Origin of the sequence: Micromonospora sp. KC213, from assembly GCF_004348325.1 — a bacterium.
In the GTDB taxonomy this organism is placed as follows: Bacteria; Actinomycetota; Actinomycetes; order Mycobacteriales; family Micromonosporaceae; genus Micromonospora.
Map to the genome: position 1 here is coordinate 1 of NZ_SMKF01000111.1, position 19,162 is coordinate 19,162.

Annotated in this window: 15 protein-coding genes and 1 pseudogene; 12 read left to right on the forward strand and 4 right to left on the reverse strand. The window is 72.0% G+C overall.

Features of this window, described 5'->3' with window-relative positions; genetic code table 11:
• Nucleotide 1 precedes the first annotated feature (1 nt).
• The 3 genes from trmB to E1166_RS20695 all read left to right on the forward strand — a co-directional run bounded on the left by trmB (nt 2) and on the right by E1166_RS20695 (nt 3,669).
• Entirely contained in the window at nt 2-655 is a 654-nt protein-coding gene (gene trmB, locus E1166_RS20685; RefSeq protein ID WP_243710455.1) for a tRNA (guanosine(46)-N7)-methyltransferase TrmB, read from the forward strand.
• A gap of 69 nt (nt 656-724) precedes the next feature.
• Nucleotides 725-3,229, forward strand: coding sequence for a DEAD/DEAH box helicase (locus tag E1166_RS20690; protein ID WP_132341141.1), 2,505 nt, complete (start codon nt 725-727; stop codon nt 3,227-3,229).
• Nucleotides 3,230-3,255: 26 nt separating this feature from the next.
• A complete protein-coding gene (locus E1166_RS20695; RefSeq protein ID WP_243710456.1) occupies nt 3,256-3,669 on the forward strand; it encodes a hypothetical protein in 414 nt (137 codons plus the stop codon).
• Here the strand turns inward: E1166_RS20695 and E1166_RS20700 are convergent.
• Nucleotides 3,578-4,015 carry a pyridoxamine 5'-phosphate oxidase family protein gene (locus tag E1166_RS20700; protein WP_243710457.1) on the reverse strand — a complete coding sequence of 146 codons (438 nt, stop codon included), beginning with the start codon at nt 4,013-4,015 and terminating at the stop codon, nt 3,578-3,580. The genes E1166_RS20695 and E1166_RS20700 overlap by 92 nt on opposite strands.
• A gap of 154 nt (nt 4,016-4,169) precedes the next feature.
• Between E1166_RS20700 and E1166_RS20705 the strand changes: the two genes are divergently transcribed.
• Both E1166_RS20705 and E1166_RS20710 read left to right on the forward strand, forming a co-directional pair.
• Nucleotides 4,170-4,817: a hypothetical protein gene (locus E1166_RS20705; protein ID WP_132341143.1), complete on the forward strand. Its 648-nt coding sequence runs from the start codon at nt 4,170-4,172 to the stop codon at nt 4,815-4,817.
• 239 nt (nt 4,818-5,056) lie between these two features.
• A complete protein-coding gene (locus tag E1166_RS20710; protein ID WP_132341146.1) occupies nt 5,057-5,497 on the forward strand; it encodes a DoxX family protein in 441 nt (146 codons plus the stop codon).
• A 347-nt stretch (nt 5,498-5,844) separates the two neighbouring features.
• Here the strand turns inward: E1166_RS20710 and E1166_RS20715 are convergent, their stop codons facing one another.
• Nucleotides 5,845-6,318: a cytidine deaminase gene (locus tag E1166_RS20715; protein ID WP_132341148.1), complete on the reverse strand. Its 474-nt coding sequence runs from the start codon at nt 6,316-6,318 to the stop codon at nt 5,845-5,847.
• Nucleotides 6,319-6,572: 254 nt separating this feature from the next.
• Here E1166_RS20715 and hrpA point away from each other — a divergent pair, with 254 nt between their 5' ends.
• Complete coding sequence (gene hrpA / locus E1166_RS20720; RefSeq protein ID WP_132341151.1) at nt 6,573-10,607, forward strand: ATP-dependent RNA helicase HrpA; 4,035 nt, start codon at nt 6,573-6,575, stop codon at nt 10,605-10,607.
• 7 nt (nt 10,608-10,614) lie between these two features.
• Here hrpA and E1166_RS20725 read toward each other — a convergent pair whose 3' ends face one another.
• A complete protein-coding gene (locus tag E1166_RS20725; RefSeq protein ID WP_132341153.1) occupies nt 10,615-11,976 on the reverse strand; it encodes a squalene monooxygenase in 1,362 nt (453 codons plus the stop codon).
• 61 nt (nt 11,977-12,037) lie between these two features.
• Nucleotides 12,038-12,973 (reverse strand): LysR family transcriptional regulator, encoded by a 936-nt coding sequence (locus E1166_RS20730; RefSeq protein ID WP_132341155.1) that lies wholly within the window; start codon nt 12,971-12,973, stop codon nt 12,038-12,040.
• A 29-nt stretch (nt 12,974-13,002) separates the two neighbouring features.
• Here E1166_RS20730 and E1166_RS20735 point away from each other — a divergent pair, with 29 nt between their 5' ends.
• From E1166_RS20735 to E1166_RS20760, 6 genes and pseudogenes are all read left to right on the forward strand, one after another.
• Nucleotides 13,003-13,734: a succinate dehydrogenase cytochrome b subunit gene (locus tag E1166_RS20735; RefSeq protein ID WP_132341157.1), complete on the forward strand. Its 732-nt coding sequence runs from the start codon at nt 13,003-13,005 to the stop codon at nt 13,732-13,734.
• Nucleotides 13,735-13,736: 2 nt separating this feature from the next.
• Entirely contained in the window at nt 13,737-15,674 is a 1,938-nt protein-coding gene (locus E1166_RS20740; RefSeq protein WP_132341159.1) for a fumarate reductase/succinate dehydrogenase flavoprotein subunit, read from the forward strand.
• Nucleotides 15,671-16,432: a succinate dehydrogenase/fumarate reductase iron-sulfur subunit gene (locus E1166_RS20745; protein ID WP_132341162.1), complete on the forward strand. Its 762-nt coding sequence runs from the start codon at nt 15,671-15,673 to the stop codon at nt 16,430-16,432. Before E1166_RS20740 ends, E1166_RS20745 begins: the two co-directional genes overlap by 4 nt.
• Before the next feature lie 213 nt (nt 16,433-16,645).
• Entirely contained in the window at nt 16,646-17,830 is a 1,185-nt protein-coding gene (locus E1166_RS20750) for a zinc-dependent alcohol dehydrogenase (protein WP_132341164.1), read from the forward strand.
• Nucleotides 17,827-18,828, forward strand: a complete 1,002-nt coding sequence (locus E1166_RS20755; protein ID WP_132341166.1) for an SDR family NAD(P)-dependent oxidoreductase — start codon at nt 17,827-17,829, stop codon at nt 18,826-18,828. Before E1166_RS20750 ends, E1166_RS20755 begins: the two co-directional genes overlap by 4 nt.
• 39 nt (nt 18,829-18,867) lie before the next feature.
• A pseudogene (locus E1166_RS20760) lies at nt 18,868-19,162 on the forward strand (Zn-dependent hydrolase); the annotation flags it as partial.

Here is a 19,162-nt window from a genome sequence, read left to right on the forward strand (position 1 = left end):
GATCCGCACCTTCCATCCCCGGCGCGGCCGGATGACCGGCCGCCAGACGGACGCCCTGCAACGTCTCTGGCCCGCGTACGGCCTCGACATCGCGGCCCTGGACGGCCCGTTCGACCCGGCGTCGCTCGGTCGCGGTGCCCCGGTGGTGCTGGAGATCGGCTCCGGGATGGGTGACGCCACGGCGGCCATGGCGGGGGCCGACCCGGATCGGGACTACCTGGCGGTCGAGGTGCACACGCCGGGCATCGGCAACCTGTTGGAGCTGGTGGAACGGCACGGCCTGGGCAACGTCCGGGTGGCCCGGGGCGACGCGCTGGAACTGGTCCGGGCGATGCCCGAGGGGTGCCTGGACGCGGTGCACGTCTTCTTTCCCGACCCGTGGCCGAAGGCGCGGCACCACAAGCGGCGGATCATCCAGCCGGTCCACGTGGCGCTGCTGCGGTCGCGGCTGCGTCCCGGCGGAACGCTGCACTGCGCCACGGACTGGGCCGAGTACGCCGAGGCGATGCGGGCCACCCTCACCGCCGACCCGGAACTGGTCGACGTGCACGGCGGCTTCGCGCCGCGACCCGCGCACCGGCCGGTGACCAAGTTCGAACGCCGGGCCCTGACCGCCGGCCGGGAGATCTTCGACCTGGTCCACCGGCGCCGCTGATCCCACTCCCCTGCCGGGCCGGCCCCGGTTGGCGCGCAAGGGCGTGCGCCGGGCACGATGGGAGCCGCCATGACTCTCACCGCCGCGCTCCCGCGAACCGCCGACCCCGACACCCTCTACGACGCGTTCGCCAGCTGGGCGTCCGAGCGCGGCCTGGAGCTGTACCCGCACCAGGAGGAGGCGGTCATCGAGATCGTCTCCGGCGCGAACGTGATCATGAACACCCCGACCGGCTCCGGCAAGAGCCTGGTCGCGATCGCGGCGCACTTCGCGGCCCTGGCCGAGGACCGGACGACCTTCTACACCGCCCCGATCAAGGCGCTGGTGTCGGAGAAGTTCTTCGCGCTCTGCGAGGTCTTCGGCGCGGAGAACGTCGGGATGCTCACCGGCGACGCCAGCGTCAACGCCGACGCCCCGATCATCTGCTGCACCGCCGAGATCCTGGCCAACCTGGCGCTGCGGGAGGGCGCACGGGCCGACGTCGGCCAGGTAATCATGGACGAGTTCCACTTCTACGCCGAACCGGACCGGGGCTGGGCGTGGCAGGTGCCGCTGATCGAGCTGCCGCAGGCGCAGTTCGTCCTGATGTCCGCCACGCTCGGCGACACCACCCGGTTCGTCGACGACCTGACCCGGCGTACCGGCCGGCCGACCGCCGTCGTGCGTTCGGCCGAGCGGCCGGTCCCGCTGCTCTTCTCGTACGCGATGACGCCGCTGCACGAGACCCTGGAGGAACTGCTGGAAACCAAGCAGGCCCCGGTGTACGTCGTCCACTTCACCCAGGCCGCCGCCCTGGAACGCGCCCAGGCCCTGATGAGCGTCAACGTCTGCACCCGCGCCGAGAAGGACATGATCGCCGCCGCGATCGGCAACTTCCGGTTCACCTCCGGCTTCGGCAAGACCCTGTCCCGACTGGTGCGCCACGGCATCGGCGTACACCACGCCGGCATGCTGCCCAAGTACCGCCGCCTGGTGGAGACCCTGGCACAGGCCGGGCTACTCAAGGTCATCTGCGGCACCGACACCCTCGGTGTCGGCATCAACGTGCCGATCCGCACCGTCCTGTTCACCGGCCTGTCGAAGTACGACGGGGTGCGGACCCGGCTGCTCAAGGCCCGCGAGTTCCACCAGATCGCCGGGCGGGCCGGCCGGGCCGGTTTCGACACCCTCGGGCGGGTGGTCGTGCAGGCCCCCGAGCACGTCATCGAGAACGAGAAGGCCCTGGCCAAGGCCGGCGACGACCCGAAGAAGCGCCGCAAGGTGGTCAAGAAGAAGCCGCCGGAGGGCTCGATCGGCTGGGGTGAGCCGACCTTCCAGCGGCTGGTGGAGGCCGAGCCGGAGCCGCTGACCTCCAGCTTCCAGGTCAGCCACTCGATGCTGCTCAACGTCATCGGCCGTCCCGGCGACGCGTTCGCCGCGATGCGGCACCTGCTCACCGACAACCACGAGGACCGCGCCGCGCAGCGCCGGCACATCCGCCGGGCCATCGCCATCTACCGGGCGCTACGCGCCGGTGGCGTGGTCGAACAACTCGACGAGCCCGACGAGGCCGGCCGGCGGGTCCGGCTCACCGTCGACCTGCAGCTCGACTTCGCGCTCAACCAGCCGCTGTCCCCGCTGGCGTTGGCCGCCATCGAGCTGCTCGACGTCGAGTCCCCGTCGTACGCGCTCGACGTGCTCTCGGTGATCGAGTCGATCCTCGACGACCCGCGCCAGGTGCTCTCCGCCCAGCAGTTCAAGGCGCGCGGCGAGGCGGTCGCCGCGATGAAGGCCGAGGGCATCGAGTACGAGGCCCGCCTCGAACTCCTCGACGAGGTGACCTGGCCCAAGCCCCTGGCCGAACTGTTGGGCAACGCGTACGAGCTGTACCGGCAGGGGCACCCCTGGGTCGCCGACCACCAGCTCTCCCCCAAGTCCGTGGTCCGCGACATGTACGAGCGGGCGATGACCTTCGGCGAGTACGTGCAGTTCTACGGGCTGACCCGGTCCGAGGGACTGGTGCTGCGCTACCTCGCCGACGCGTACAAGACGCTGCGGCAGACCGTTCCGGAGGACGCCAAGACCGAGGAACTGGTCGACCTCATCGAGTGGCTGGGCGAGTTGGTGCGCCAGGTCGACTCCAGCCTGATCGACGAGTGGGAACGGCTGCGCAACCCGTCCGACGTGGCCGAGGTGGCCTCGGCCCTGGACGACCGGCCGCCGGCGGTGACCCGCAACACCCGGGCGTTCCGGGTGCTGGTGCGCAACGCGCTGTTCCGCCGGGTCGAGCTGGCCGCCCTGCGCCGCTGGGATCTCCTCGGTGAACTCGACGGCTCCGACGGCTGGGACGCCGACGCCTGGGCGGACGCGCTGGCGCCGTACTTCGACTCGTACGACGAGATCGGGGTGGGTCCCGACGCGCGCGGGCCGGCGCTGCTGATGATCGAGCAGGGCCGGGAACGCTGGACGGTACGGCAGATCCTCGACGACCCGGAGGGCGACCACGACTGGGGCATCAGCGCCGAGGTCGACCTCGCGGCGTCGGACGAGGCGGGTGCCGCGGTCATCCGGATCACCGACGTCGGGCAGCTGTAGGAGCATCCGCCCGTACGCTGCCCGGCGTGGACGTGCAGCGGGCAAACCGGCAGCGGGCATTGATCGGCGAGGTCGTGGACATCGCAGCGGACGCCCGGATCGAGGTGTGGCTGCGCGGCGGCTGGGCGATGGACTTCTTCCTGGGCGAGGTGACCAGGGACCACGTGGACATCGACTGGTTCGCGTGGGCGGCCGACGCCCCGGCGCTGCACGACGCGCTGCGGCGGCGCGGTTTCCAGGCCGTCGACGGGCCGCCGGTCCAGCAGCAACTCGACGTCGTGCGCGATGGCGAGGAGTCGAGCTTTGCCTGGCTGGCGCGGGACGCCGCGGGTCGCGTCGGCGTCCGGCTCAGGTCGCCGCGCGCCGCCAGAACTGGCGGGCGGCGTACCCCTCGCGTCGAAGCCAGTGCTCGGTGTAGACGATGCGGGTCGCCTCGATGACCACGAGGGTGTCCCGGGGTGACTCGGTGAGCGAGCGGCCTCGCTCGGCGTGTTCGTTCTCCCAGCGGAAGGCGGCCCAGTAGTGGGCCCGGTCGGGATCATCCGGGAAGAGCACTCTGGCTTGACCGAACAGCTGCGCCCCGCGGCTGCTGGCCAGGCCGACCAGCGGGGCGAAGATGCCCACCGACACCCGTGGGTCGGCGGCGATGTTGCGAAGCTTCGGTGAGCGCGGCGCGGCAGTGAACATGACCGCGAAGTCGAGCGGGTAGTAGCGCACCGGTGTGGCCAGCGGCCCGTCGGGCCCGGCGGTGGCCAGCACGCACATGTTCTGCGTGGACAGTGGCATCCACGACCGTGATCCGCTCCGATCGCGGCATGGTGAGGGGGATCAGCCCTGCGCCACACCTCGCTCCAAACCGGGGCTCCGATTCCCTGGGCGATGTCACACCCGTCGATTAGAATGTATGTACTAATCGAGCTGCTGACCTGGGAGGACGCCCATGACCGCGCCCACCTCCGCCGCCCCGATCACCCCCTACGCCACCCTCCTCGGTTTCACCCGGTACGTCGACCGCACCGGACCGACCAAGGCCACCTTCGTCGGTGGTCTGCGCCGTCAGCGGGCCAGCCGCTCCGGCTTCAACCCGCACGGCCAGTTCGTCAAGGCCCTGAAGGCCGACGTCGCCTTTCACACCGGTGGCACCCACCTGGCGCAGGTGGCCGATCTGGTCAAGCCCCGCTGGCGCCCGCTCTACCAGACGCTGGTTCCGGGTGCGTCGGCCTGGCTGGAGTCCCTCGGCGACCCGGCCGGCGTCGACCTGGCGCAGACCCGTGACGCGCTCGCCATGCTCGGCGACCTGCCCGTCAAGATCAACCCGCACTTCGGTGTCCGGTACGCCGACGGCCGCGCCGAGGCGGTCCGACTGCACTTCGACGAGGCCCAGCCGAGCGGGGAGGCGACGCTGGCCACCCTGCACCTGATGGCCCGACACATGGACGCGGTGCTGCCGCACGCCGAGCCGGTCCTGGTCGACGTGCGGCGCGGCGTGGCGCACCGGATGCCCGCCGACGCCAAGCCCGAGCAGGTGGAGCAGTGGCTGGCCGGGGAGGCCGCCGCGTTCCGCGCCATCTGGTCCACCGCTGCCTGACCACCCACCACCCGCTTGTCATGCGGCGAATCGGGGTATCCGACGATGCGGATACCCCGATTCGCCGCAGGCGCCGGGGCGCGCGTCGTGATCAGACTCTCAAGCAACGCGTAAAAGTTGAGCGTTCAACAGTTTCTCGCTACGGTCGGCTTCGATGGCTCGCGCGCCAGCCGTGGCCTACCGGCCGGCGGTCGGCAGCGCGGGTCCGACAGTCGTACGCCCAGACCGAGGAGAACCGCATGACCCCGCCCAATCCCGTCCGTGACGTCGTGATCCTGCTCGCCCGGGTCGGCATCGGCATCGTCTTCTTCGCCCACGGCTGGCAGAAGCTGGTCACCAACGGCATCGACGGCACCGCCGCCTTCTTCGACCAGGCCGGCGTGCCGCTGCCAACCCTCTCGGCGTGGTTCGCCGCGCTGGTCGAGCTGATCGGCGGCGCGGCGCTGATCGTCGGCGCGGGCCTCCCGGTCGTCGGCCTGCTGCTGGCGGTGACCATGGCCGGCGCGTTCCTCTTCGTGCACGCCGGCAAGGGCCTCTTCATCGACCAGGGCGGCTACGAGTACGTCCTCACCCTCGGCGCGGCGAGCCTGCTACTGGCCGCGGTGGGCGCCAGCCGGTTCAGCGTCGACCACCTCCTGTTCGGCCGCCGCACCCGCGCCGCCGACACCACCCGCGCCTGACCAGCTGACCCGGGGGGCGGCACCGCCGCGTGACCCGCTCCTGACCAGCCTGGCTCGGACGGCGCCACCGCCGCGTAACCCGCACCCCGCCGACAGCACCTTCACCCGACGGCCCGGCGTAATCCCGGTGGTGCCCGCCTGGTGATGGCCGCGTGCCGCCCGGGCGCTGGCCCGCCGACACCCCGACGGGTCGGCACCGGCCAGGGTCAACGGCGAGCCGGCAGACGGCCGCCGCAGCGGAAACGGTGGCCTCCCTCGACGGGAGGCCACCGTTTCGTGACTGGAAACCGCCCGCCGGCCGCGCCTGCCCGCACCCGGGCAGGGGACCGGTCCGCAGGGAAAGCCGCTCAGTCCTCCGATGCCTGACGGCTGGCCGGGACGGTCGGCATCGGCCACTGCCCGGTACGGACCAGCGCGGAGGCGTCGAGCCGCTGATCCGCCCAGCTGTCCGTCTCGGGGAGCAGGTCGGCCACCGGCACCAGCCGCAGGGCGTCCATCGGGCCGACGATCACGTGGATCGAGGGCACATGGTCGAGCAGCACCTGGCGGCACCGCCCGCAGGGCGGCACCACTCCCCGCCCGCGGTCGCCCACCGCGACGATGGCCTCCAGCTCACTGACGCCCTGGGTCGCGGCGGTTCCGAGGACGACCAGTTCGGCGCAGGGGCCGCCGGTGAAGTGCGCGACGTTCACCCCGGTGAAGACCCGCCCGTCGGCCGTCCGGGCCGCGGCGGCGACGGTGTGCCGGTCGCTGCGGCAGCGCAGCTTGGCGACCGCGGTCGCGGCCTGGACCAACGCCCGGTCCGTGTCCAGCATGTTCATCTCGCGCCCCCGTCCTGTCGCCGGACAGCCTAGCCCCGTCAGTCCGCGTTCCCCGGCAGCGACGCCGCCGTACCTCGAACAACAACCCCCGCGAGATCGACTCCGTCAGCGCCACGATGGGCCATCCCAGCCGGAGGACACCGCTACTTGCGGCAGATTGAGACGCCTCGGCCCGGCTCAGCCCGCAGCCTGCCACGGCGTCGGCGGTAACCCGGGAGCGGTCCGCCGTGGGGCTGCCTATCCTTGGCGACGACATGCAGAATCCCGCCGCACCCGCCACCGTCCGCGAGCTGCACCGCCGCCTGGACTCCCTGATGTTCCGCGACCAGCGCCGCCTCCAGCGGCGGTTGGACGGCGTCCGGAAGGTCAAGGATCCGCAGCGGCGCGACAGCGCGCTGGCCGAGATCGCCACCGAGGTGGCGCGGGCCGAGTCCCGGCTGGCCGCCCGGCGGGCCGCCGTGCCGGCGATCACCTACCCGGCGCAGCTACCGGTCAGCGAACGCAAGGACGACATCGCCGCCGCCATCCGCGACCACCAGGTGGTGATCGTGGCCGGCGAGACGGGCTCCGGCAAGACCACCCAGCTGCCCAAGATCTGCCTGGAGCTGGGACGCGGTGTGCACGGGCTGATCGGGCACACCCAGCCCCGCAGGCTCGCCGCCCGCACCGTCGCCGACCGGATCGCCGAGGAGCTGGGCACCGAACTGGGCGAGGTGGTCGGCTACAAGGTCCGCTTCACCGACCAGGTCGGCGACAACAGCCTGGTCAAGCTGATGACCGACGGCATCCTGCTGGCCGAGTTGCAGACCGACCGGATGCTGCGCCAGTACGACACGCTGATCATCGACGAGGCGCACGAGCGCAGCCTGAACATCGACTTCATCCTCGGCTACCTGAAGCAGCTCCTGCCCCGCCGCCCCGACCTGAAGGTGATCATCACCTCGGCCACCATCGAGACCGGTCGGTTCGCCCGGCACTTCGCCGGTCCACCGACCGAGGACGCACCCGACGGCGAGCCCGCCCCGGTCGTCGAGGTCTCCGGGCGGACCTACCCGGTCCAGGTGCGGTACCGACCACTGGTCGAGGTCGTCGACGCCGACGAGGAGGACGCCGACGAGGAGAACGTCCGTGACCAGATCCAGGCCATCGGCGACGCGGTCGAGGAGTTGGCCGCCGAGGGGCCCGGCGACGTCCTGGTCTTCCTCAGCGGTGAGCGGGAGATCCGGGACACCGCCGAGGCGCTGGGCAAGCTGGTGCAGAAGAAGCGGACCCTGCTCGGCACCGAGATCCTTCCGCTGTACGCCCGGCTGTCCACCGCCGAGCAGCACCGGGTCTTCGCCCCGCACACCGGCCGCCGGGTGGTGCTGGCCACCAACGTCGCGGAGACGTCGCTGACCGTCCCCGGCATCAAGTACGTGGTGGACCCGGGCACCGCCCGCATCTCCCGCTACTCCAGCCGGCTGAAGGTGCAGCGGCTGCCCATCGAGCCGGTGTCCCAGGCGTCGGCGAACCAGCGCAAGGGCCGCTGCGGCCGCACCTCCGACGGCATCTGCATCCGCCTCTACGACGAGCAGGACTTCGCCGCCCGCCCCGAGTTCACCGACCCGGAGATCCTGCGCACCAACCTCGCCTCGGTCATCCTCCAGATGACCTCGATCGGGCTCGGCGACATCGCCGCCTTCCCGTTCATCGACCCGCCCGACCGGCGGCACATCGCCGACGGCGTCAGCCTGCTGCACGAGCTGGGTGCGCTCGACCCCACCCAGGCCGATCCGACGAAGCGGCTCACCCCGCTGGGCCGGCGGCTGGCGCAGCTCCCGGTCGACCCCCGGCTGGCCCGGATGGTAATCGAGGGCGAACGCAACGGCTGTGCCACCGAGGTCGTCGTGATCGCCGCCGCGCTGTCCATCCAGGACCCGCGCGAGCGGCCGGCGGAGAAGCAGGCCCAGGCCGACCAGGCGCACGCCCGCTTCGCCGACAAAGAGTCGGACTTCGTGGCGTACCTGAACCTGTGGCGGTACCTGCGGGAGCAGCAGCGGGCGCTGTCGTCCAGCGCGTTCCGCCGGATGTGCAAGGCGGAGTACCTGAACTACCTGCGGGTGCGCGAGTGGCAGGACATCGTCAGCCAACTGCGGCAGGTGTTGCGTACGCCGGAGGGAGGCCGGGGTGGGCGACCGGCGCGCGACGCCGACGGCGACGGCCGGCGCGGCGTCGGCGCGGACCTGCCGGAGGAGATCGACACTTCGAAGGTGCACCAGTCGCTGCTGCCCGGCCTGCTGTCGCAGATCGGGCTCAAGGACGCGCAGAAGCACGAGTACCTGGGCGCGCGGGGCGCGAAGTTCGCGATCTTCCCCGGTTCGGCGCTGTTCAGGAAGCCACCGCGCTGGGTGATGGCCGCCGAGCTGGTGGAGACCTCCCGGCTGTGGGGCCGGGTCGCCGGTCGCATCGAGCCGGAGTGGGTCGAGCCGCTGGCGCAGCACCTGGTCAAGCGCAGCTACAGCGAGCCGCACTGGGAGAAGAAGCAGGCCGCGGTGATGGCCTACGAGAAGGTCACCCTGTACGGCATCCCGATCGTCGCCTCCCGCAAGGTGAACTTCGGGCGGATCGACCCGGGGCTGAGCCGGGAGCTGTTCATCCGGCACGCCCTCGTCGAGGGTGACTGGTCCACCCACCACCAGTTCTGGCAGGACAACCAGCGGCTGCGCGCCGAGGTCGAGGAGCTGGAGAACCGGGCTCGGCGGCGCGACATCCTGGTCGACGACGAGACGATCTTCCAGTTCTACGACGAGCGGATCCCCGCCGACGTGGTCTCCGGCCGGCACTTCGACGCCTGGTGGAAGCAGACCCGCCGGGAACACCCCGACCTGCTCACCTTCACCCGTGACCTGCTGGTCAACGCCGGCCGGGGCGGGGTCGACGAGGCCGACTACCCGGACCAGTGGCGGGCCGACGGGGTAACCCTGCCGCTGACGTACACCTTCGACCCGACCGCCCCCAGCGACGGCGTCACCGTCGACATCCCGCTGCCGCTGCTCAACCAGGTCCCGGCGGAAAGCTTCGACTGGCAGGTGCCGGGGCTGCGCGAGGAGCTGGTCATCGCGCTGATCCGGTCGCTGCCCAAGGCGGTGCGCCGCAACTTCGTCCCGGTGCCGGACTACGCCCGCGCCGCCCTGGCGGCGATCACCCCCGGCGAGGAGCCGCTGCTCGACGCGCTGACCCGGCAGCTACGCCGGATGACCGGGGTCACCGTCCCGCGCGAGGCGTGGGACGTCGGCAAGCTCCCGCCGCACCTGCGGGTCGGTTTCCGGGTGCTCGACGAGGAGAACCGGCCGGTCGCCGAGGGCAAGGACCTCGCCGCCCTGCAACGCCAGCTCCGCCAGGAGGTACGCCAGGTCGTGGCCGCCGCCGCGCCGGACGTCGCCCGGACGGGCCTGAAGGAGTGGAGCATCGACTCTCTCCCCCGCACCATCGAGCAGGTCCGCGCCGGGTACGCGGTGACCGCGTACCCGGCGTTGGTGGACGAGGGCGCCACCGTCGGCGTGAAGGTGTTCGACTCCCCCGCCGAGCAGGAGGCCGCGCACTGGGCGGGCACCCGCCGGCTGCTGCGGCTGACCGTGCCGTCCCCGGCGAGGTTCCTGCAGGGCCGGCTCTCCAACGAGGCGAAGCTGGCGCTGAGCCGTAACCCGCACGGCGGGGTGCAGCAGCTCATCGAGGACGCGGCGGGCGCGGCGATCGACAAGTTGGTCGCCGACGCGGGCGGGCCGGCCTGGGACGCCGACGGCTTCGCCGCGCTGCGCGAGCGGGTCCGCGCCGACCTGGTCGACACGGTGGTCGACGTGATGGACCGGGTCCGCAGGGTGCTCGCCGCCGCGTACGCGGTGGAGCAGCGGCTCGGCAAGACCCAGAACCTGGCCGTGGTGGCCGCCCTGGCCGACATCCGCCAGCAGCTCTCCGGCCTGGTGCACGCCGGCTTCATCACCGAGACCGGGTACGCCCGCCTGCCCGACCTGCTGCGCTACCTGACCGCGATCGAACGGCGGTTGGACCGGCTCCCCGGCAACCCACAGCGGGACCGCCAACAGCAGGATCGGATCGCCGTGGTGCGCAAGGAGTACGCCGACCTGCTGGCGGCGTTGCCGCCGGCGAAGCGGAACTCGGCGGCGGTCCGGCAGATCCGGTGGATGATCGAGGAGCTGCGGGTGAACGTCTTCGCACAGGCGCTGGGCACCCCGTACCCGGTGTCGGAGCAGCGGATCTACCGGGCGATGGACGAGGCCGAGGGGCGGTGATCCCCGGTCAGGCCGGGTGACGCTGGACCTGCCGGACCGACGCCGGGGCCGGACGCGGTCCGCGTAGCACGCGCAGCACCCGGCCCGGGGAGAGCAGCCGGGTCGGCGGGTCGACCAGGTTGATCACCCGCAGGAAGGCCGCGCCGAGGTCCGCGTCCGTGGTGGCCGCCGCGTGCAGCCGGGCGACATAGGCGTTGACCAGCCGCACCTTGAGGGTGCGCCGACCGGCGACCTCGGGGAAGCGCAGGTCGGTGCCGACGGAGATCTGCCACGGGCCGTCGATCAGTCGGGCCGCCCCCCGGTAGAAGCGCCGGGCCAGCCGGTCACCGCCCTCGGCGAGCAGCCGGCGCAGCAGCAGCGCCTCCAGCGCGGCCACCGTGATGCCCTGCCCGTAGATCGGGTTGAAGCTGCACAACGCGTCGGCGAAGACCAGGTGCCCCTCGGGCAGGCGACGCAGCCGCTCGTAGCGGCGGCGGACGCTGGCCGGGTAGCCCATCCGGACCGGTTCGCTCGCCGGCAGTGCGGTGCGCAGCAGCTCACCGATCTGCGGGGCGGACAACGAGTCGGCGAACGCGGCCATGCCCTCGTCGTCGGTGGGCGGCTGCTCCCCGAGCACGCCGCTGAGCACCACCGCGAACCGGCCGTCCTCGTGCGGGGCGACGATGCCGGCGCGAGGCCGGCCCGGCATCGCGTTGACCAGCGCGCCCAGCAGCCCTTCCAGCTGGCCCGGCTCCCGCCGGTAGGTGCGGGTGACGTAGGTGACGTCGATTCCGACCCGTTCCTCCGGCGCGGCCGGGTAGCCGAGCTCGGCGAGCCAGACCGGGCTGCGGCTGCCCCGGCCGGCGGCGTCGACGACCAGGTCGGCGTCGATGGTGGTCTCGGTCCGGTCCGCTCCGGTGGGGACCGCCCGCACACCGGTGACGCGGGCCCCGTCGCCCTCGGTGAGCAGGCCGGTGACCGTGTGCCCGGACAGCACCCGTACGCCGGGCAGGACGGCGACCCGCTCCCGCACCACCTGCTCCAGCAGCGGCCGGCTCATGCCGTAGGCGACCAGGTCGGAGGGGGCGCGGCGCATCCGGTGCCCGTCGTTGTACCAGTGGACCTCGCCGTGCAGGTCGACCGGGCAGGCGCCCCGGGCGGTCAGTTCCTCGCCGATGCCGGGGAACAGGTCGGCGAGCACCTGCCGTCCCCGGTCCAGCAGCACGTGCAGCTGGCGTCCCTGGGGCACGCCGCGTCGGCTGGTCGGGGTCGCCGGCAGGTCGTCCCGGTCGAGCAGGATCACCTCGGCGTACGCGTCGGTCAGGGCGCGGGCGGCGAGCAGACCGCCCATGCTGGCGCCGATCACCACGGCGCGGCCGGCAGGTGACATGTGGGCAGCGTAGGGGTGGCAGGGCCGGTGCGACGTCTTCCAGCGTGCGCGACCGGTGCGGTCACAGTGGTTCCACGCCCGGGGGCAGTTCGTCGCCGCCGGTGGCGTCGTGCACGTACTCCAGCAGGATCCGACGCAGCTCCCGGCCGGCGTGGGTGGGTACCACGTCGCGCCGCCGGGCCACCGCGATGGTCCGCCGTACGCCGGGCGGGGCGAGCCGGGTGACCCGGACGCCGGCCCGGCGGGCGACCACGATGCCGGGGACGAGCGCGACGCCGAGGCCCGCCTCGACGAAGCTGAGCACGGCGTCCATCTCCCCGCCGTCGACCGCGACGGTCGGCTCGAATCCGGCGGCCCGGCAGGCCTGGAGGGTGGCGTCGCGCAGGTCGTAGCCCTCGCGGAACATCACCAACGGCTGGTCGCGCAGGTCGGTGACGCGCACCTGGCCGGTCCAGTGCGCGGCGGGCAGCGGGTCGACGGAGGCGACGACCAGGCTCTCCCGCAGGATGGGGTCGACACGCAGCCCGGGGTCGGCGCCCTGCGCCGGCATGATGATCAGGGCGAGGTCGAGGTCGCCGCGGAGCAGGAGGCGGACGAGATCCTGCGAGCCGCCCTCCTCGACCCGCAGGTCGACGCTGGGGTGGGCGTCGCGGAACCGACGCAGCACCGGCGGTGCCAGCGAGGTGGCGAGGCTGGGGGTGGCGCCGAGGCGGACCCGCCCCCGGCGCAGGCCGACCAGTTCCTGCACCTCGCGGGTGGCGGTCTCCACGTCGGCGAGGATCCGCTTGGCCAGCGGCAGCAGCACCTCTCCGGCCGTGGTGAGGGTGATGTTGCCCCTTACCCGTTCGAAGAGCGGGGCCCCGAGGTCGGTCTCCAGGGCGTGAATTTGCTTACTCAACGACGGCTGGGTGATGCCGACCAGGTCAGCGGCTTGGGTGAAATGTCGTACTTCAGCGACCGCGACGAAGTATTTCAGCTGATGGAGCTGCACCTCGATAGCCTACGGCTATCAAGACTGCGAGGTCGATGCATTGGACGACTGATCAAAGTGCTTCTAGCGTCCATCACGTGGTAGTCACGCAAACCCGGTCGCCCATCCGCTCGAACGTCGGTCTCAAGGCCGTCATGGCGGTGACGGGCCTTCTCCTCGTGCTGTTCCTCATCGCCCACATGCTCGGCAACCTGAAGATCTTCGCCGGTGCCGAGTCGTTCAACCACTACGCCCACTGGCTGCGCGAGCTGGGTAGCCCCCTGCTGCCCGCCGGCTGGTACCTGTGGCTGCAGCGCGGCGCGCTGCTGGCTGCCCTTATCGCGCACATCTGGGCCGCCACCGTGCTGGCGCTGCGCGCGCGGGCCGCCCGCCCGGTCCGGTACGCCCACCGCAGGAAGGTCCAGGGCAGCTACGCCGCCCGCACCATGCGCTGGGGTGGAGTGATCATCGGGCTCTTCGTGATCTACCACATCCTGGACCTGACCACCGGTCACCTGAACCCGGTCGGCGACCCGACCCGGCCGCAGGCCAACGTGGTGGCGGACTTCGCACCCGACCGTTGGTACGTGACCCTCTTCTACACCCTCGCGGTGGTCGCCCTCGGCTTCCACCTGCGCCACGGCGCCTTCAGCGCGTTCCGCAGCCTCGGCCAGCAGACGCCGAAGGGTGAGCGCCGGGCCAAAAACCTCGCGCTGGTCTTCGCCGTCGCGCTGACCGCCGGCTACCTGGTGGTGCCGTTCGCCGTACTCATCGGATTGGTGCGCTGATCATGGATCTCTACACCGAGGGCGACCCGATCGCCGACACCAGGGCCCCCGAGGGTCCGATCGAGACCCGCTGGGAACGCCGCCGCTTCTCCGCCAAGCTGGTCAACCCGGCGAACCGGCGCAAGATGACCGTGATCGTGGTGGGCACCGGCCTGGCCGGCGGCTCGGCCGCGGCGACCCTGGCCGAGCAGGGTTACCGGGTCAAGTCGTACTGCTACCAGGACAGCCCGCGCCGGGCGCACTCCATCGCCGCGCAGGGTGGCATCAACGCCGCCAAGAACTACCGCAACGACGGCGACTCGGTCCACCGGCTCTTCTACGACACGGTCAAGGGCGGTGACTTCCGTTCCCGGGAGTCGAACGTGCACCGGCTGGCCGAGGTCTCGGTCAACATCATCGACCAGTGCGTGGCCCAGGGTGTGCCGTTCGCCCGCGAGTACGGCGGCCTGCTCGACACCCGCTCCTTCGGCGGCGCGCAGGTGCAGCGCACCTTCTACGCCCGCGGGCAGACGGGCCAGCAGCTGCTGCTCGGCGCGTACCAGGCGCTGGAGCGGCAGATCGGCCTCGGCAACGTGGAGATGAACGCCCGGCACGAGATGCTGGAGCTGGTCGTCGTCGACGGCAAGGCCCGGGGCATCGTGGTCCGGGACCTGGTCACCGGCGAGATCAGCACCGAGATGGCCGACGCGGTGGTGCTCGCCTCCGGCGGCTACGGCAACGTCTTCTACCTCTCCACCAACGCCAAGGGTTGCAACGTCACGGCCACCTGGCGGGCGCACCGCAAGGGCGCGTACTTCGCCAACCCCTGCTACACGCAGATCCACCCGACCTGCATCCCGGTCTCCGGCGACCACCAGTCGAAGCTGACCCTGATGAGCGAGTCGCTGCGCAACGACGGCCGGGTGTGGGTGCCGAAGGCCAAGGGCGACGACCGCGCGCCGCGTGACATCCCCGAGAACGAGCGGGACTACTACCTGGAGCGGATCTACCCCTCCTTCGGCAACCTGGTTCCCCGCGACATCGCCTCTCGCGCCGCGAAGAACGTCTGCGACGAGGGCCGTGGGGTCGGGCCGACCAAGCTCGGCGTCTACCTCGACTTCGCCGACGCGATCAACCGGCTCGGCCGCAAGGCCATCGAGGCCAAGTACGGCAACCTCTTCGAGATGTACGAGCGGATCACCGGCGAGGACCCGTACGAGGTCCCGATGCGGATCTACCCGGCCGTGCACTACACGATGGGCGGCCTCTGGGTCGACTACGACCTGCAGTCCACCATCCCCGGGCTGTTCGTGATCGGCGAGGCGAACTTCTCCGACCACGGCGCGAACCGGCTCGGCGCGTCGGCGCTGATGCAGGGTCTCGCCGACGGCTACTTCGTGCTGCCCGCCACCATCGCCAACTACCTGGCCGCCGGCCCGTTCGAGGCCATCGACGCCAGCCACCCGGCCGCCGTGCAGGCCCGCCACGACGTGGAGGACCGGATCACCCGGCTGCTCGCCGTCGACGGCGACCGCACGGTGGACTCGTTCCACCGTGAGCTGGGTCAGATCATGTGGGAGCACTGCGGCATGGAACGCACCGAGGCCGGGCTGCGCAAGGCGATCGACGAGATCCGGGCCCTGCGCGAGCAGTTCTGGCAGCGGGTCCGCGTCCCGGGTGACGGCGAGGGGCTCAACCAGTCGCTGGAGAAGGCCGGCCGGGTGGCCGACTTCTTCGAACTGGCCGAGCTGATGTGCGTCGACGCCCTGCACCGCGAGGAGTCCTGCGGCGGCCACTTCCGGGCCGAGCACCAGACCCCCGACGGTGAGGCGCAGCGCGACGACGACCGGTTCGCCTACGTGGCGGCCTGGGAGTACACGGGCACCGGGGAGCCGGCCGTGCTGCACAAGGAAGACCTGAAGTTCGAATACGTCCACCCCACGCAGCGGAGCTACAAGTGAATCTGACCCTGCGCATCTGGCGCCAGAAGGGCCCTGAGGACAAGGGTCGGATGGTGACCTACCAGGTCGAGGACGTCTCCCCGGACATGTCGTTCCTGGAGATGCTCGACGTGCTCAACGAGCGGTTGATCCTCTCCGGTGAGGAGCCGGTCGCGTTCGACCACGACTGCCGCGAGGGCATCTGCGGCATGTGCGGCCTGATGATCAACGGCGACGCGCACGGGCCGCAGCGCGGCACCACCGCCTGCCAGCTGCACATGCGGCAGTTCTCCGACGGCGAGACGATCGACATCGAGCCGTGGCGGGCCCGGGCCTTCCCGGTGATCAAGGATCTGGTGGTCAACCGGAACGCCTTCGACAAGATCATCGCCGCTGGTGGCTACATCACCGCCCCGACCGGCAGTGCCCCGGAGGCGCACTCCACCCCGGTGCCCAAGGCCGACGCCGACGCCGCCTTCGAGTCGGCCGCCTGCATCGGCTGCGGCGCGTGCGTGGCGGCCTGCCCGAACGGCTCGGGGATGCTCTTCACCGCTGCCAAGGTCACCCAGCTCTCGCTGCTGCCGCAGGGGCAGCCGGAGCGGTACACCCGGGTGATCGGCATGGTGGACGCCCACGACGAGGCCGGCTTCGGCGGCTGCACCAACGCCGGTGAGTGCACCGTGGTCTGCCCGAAGGGCATCCCGCTGAACACCATCGGCCGGCTCAACCGCGACTACCTGGCGGCGACCGCCAAGAACGGCGGCAAGCCGGGCTCCTGAGCCCTGATCCGACGGCCGGCCCTCGGTCGTCCATCGATAACCGTTACTCGCACGTGGGGGTATTCCTCGACCGGAATGCCCCCACGTGGCGCATCTGAGGGTTATCGGGCGCGGTGCGACGCGCACCACCCTCGGCGACAGGACCGGCACCACCGGTTCAACCCCGCCCGCCCGGGTAGCACATACCCGGGACGCAGGGAGAGGGGACCGCCGATGAGGGCAGTGACCTGGCACGGCAAACGGGACGTCCGGGTGGAGAACGTGCCGGACCCGACGATCGAGGAGCCGACCGACGCGATCGTCCGGATCACCTCCACCGCGATCTGCGGCTCCGACCTGCACCTGTACGAGGTGCTCGGGCCGTACCTGAGGCCGGGCGACATCCTCGGGCACGAGCCGATGGGCGTCGTCGAGGAGGTCGGTCCCGAGGTGACCGGACTCAAGCCCGGCGACCGGGTGGTCGTGCCGTTCAACATCGCCTGCGGACACTGCTGGATGTGCGACCGGCAGCTCTACGCGCAGTGCGAGACCACACAGGTGACCTCGACGGGCAAGGGCGCCGCCCTGTTCGGCTACACCTCGCTCTACGGCTCGGTCCCGGGCGGGCAGGCCGAGTACCTGCGGGTCCCACAGGCGCAGTTCGGCCCGATCAGGATCCCGGAGGACGGCCCGGACGAGCGCTACCTCTACCTCAGCGACATCCTGCCCACCGCCTGGCAGGCGGTGCGGTACGCCGACACCCCGCCCGGCGGCACCCTGGCGGTCTTCGGTCTCGGCCCGGTGGGCCAGCTCTGCGCCCGGATCGGCCGCCACCTCGGTGCGGACCGGGTGATCGGGCTGGACCTGGTCCCGGAGCGGCTGGAGATGGCCCGCCGGCACGGTGTCGAGACGCTCGACGTCAACCATCTCGACGACCTGCCGGGCACCCTGGTCGACCTGGTCGACGGGCGCGGGCCGGACGCGGTCATCGACGCCGTCGGCATGGAGGCGCACGGCGCTCCGCTGGGCAGGATCGCCCAGACCGCCGCCGGGCTGCTACCGGACCCGCTGGCCCGGGCGATGACCGACCGGGTCGGCGTCGACCGGCTGGTGGTCCTCACGGCCGCGCTCAAGGCGGTCCGCCGCGGCGGCACCGTCTCCGTCACCGGCGTCTACGGCGGCGAGGTGGACGCGCTGCCGCTGATGGAGATGTTCGACCGGGGCGTCCAGCTACGGATGGGCCAGTGCCACGTACGCCGCTGGACCGACGAGATCATGCCGCTGCTCACCGCCGACGACGACCCGCTGGGCGTGGCGGACCTGCGCACCCACCGGATGCCGCTGGCCGAGGCGCCGCGGGCGTACGAGATGTTCCAGAAGAAGCGGGACGGCTGCGTGAAGGTCGTGCTCGCGCCGTGAGCCGGGTGGTGGTGATCACCGGGGCGAGCAGCGGCATCGGCCGCGCCACCGCCCGGGAGTTCGCCGGTCGCGGTGACCGCCTGGTCCTCGCGGCCCGTTCCCCCGAGACCCTCGCCCAGGTCCGCGACGAGTGCCGGCAGGTCGGCGCGGAGGTGCGCGACGTGCCCACCGACGTCACCGAAACCGGCGCGCTCGACGCCCTGGCCGCCACCGCGGTCGCCGAGTTCGGCCGGATCGACGTGTGGGTGCACACCGCCGTGGTGATGGCGTACGGGCGGTTCGACCAGACCCCGGCGGCGGTGTTCGAACAGGTGGTCCGGACCGACCTGCTGGCCGCCGCCGCGGCCGCGCGGGCCGCGCTGCGGCACTTCCGGTCGGCGCGGCGCGGCACGTTGATCCTCACCGGCTCGGTGCTCGGCCACGTCACCGCGCCCTACCTCGGCGCGTACGTGACCAGCAAGTGGGGCCTGCACGGCCTGTCCCGGGTGCTGCGGCAGGAGTCCCGCGACCTGCCCGGGGTGCAGGTCTGCCTCATCACCCCCGGCAGTGTCGACACCCCGGTCTACCGGCAGGCGGCCAACTACGCCGGCCGGATCGGGCGGCCTCCGCTGCCGATCACCACCCCGGAGCGGGTGGCCCGGGCCGTCGTCGACTGCGCCGACCGGCCGCGCCGGGAGATCTCGGTGGGCCGGCTCAACCTGATCATGCGAGTGGCTTTCACCGCACTGCCGGGCCTCTACGACGTGCTGGTCGGGCCGCTGATGCGCCTCGGTGGCCTGACCGACCGGCCGGTGCCGCCGACCGAGGGCGTGGTGTTCCGGCCCCACCCGGCCGGCGAGGCGGTGCGCGGCGGCTGGCTGCCCGACCTGCCGGGCCTGCTCCGGTCGGTCGGCGACACGGCCGCGTCCGCCGGCGCGGCGGCGGGACGCCGGCTACGCCGCCGGCTCGCCTCCCGCCCGGCCACTCCCGGTAGTGGCGCTCGGGCGTCGACACGGTGACTACCGTGTACGACGGGAGACGGCGGAGGGGACGAGACGATGCGGGCACCAGCGGACGGGCAACCGGGTTCGGCCATCAGCGGGCGGCTGTGGCGGTTGGCGGGGCTGGCCGCGGTGGCCGGTCTCGCGTACGCGGCGCGGGACGTGCCGGCGCAGCTCGGCGGGCGACTCACCGGAGCCCGGGCGGAACGGGCGGCCCGCTCCCCGCAGTTCCGCGACGGCCACTTCCACAACCGGGCTCAGATCCAGTCGATGATCACCGGCGAGCCGGGCCGCAACCTGCTCTGGGAGCTGGTCTTCGGCAAGCAGCGCCGCCGCCCCACCGCCCCGGTGC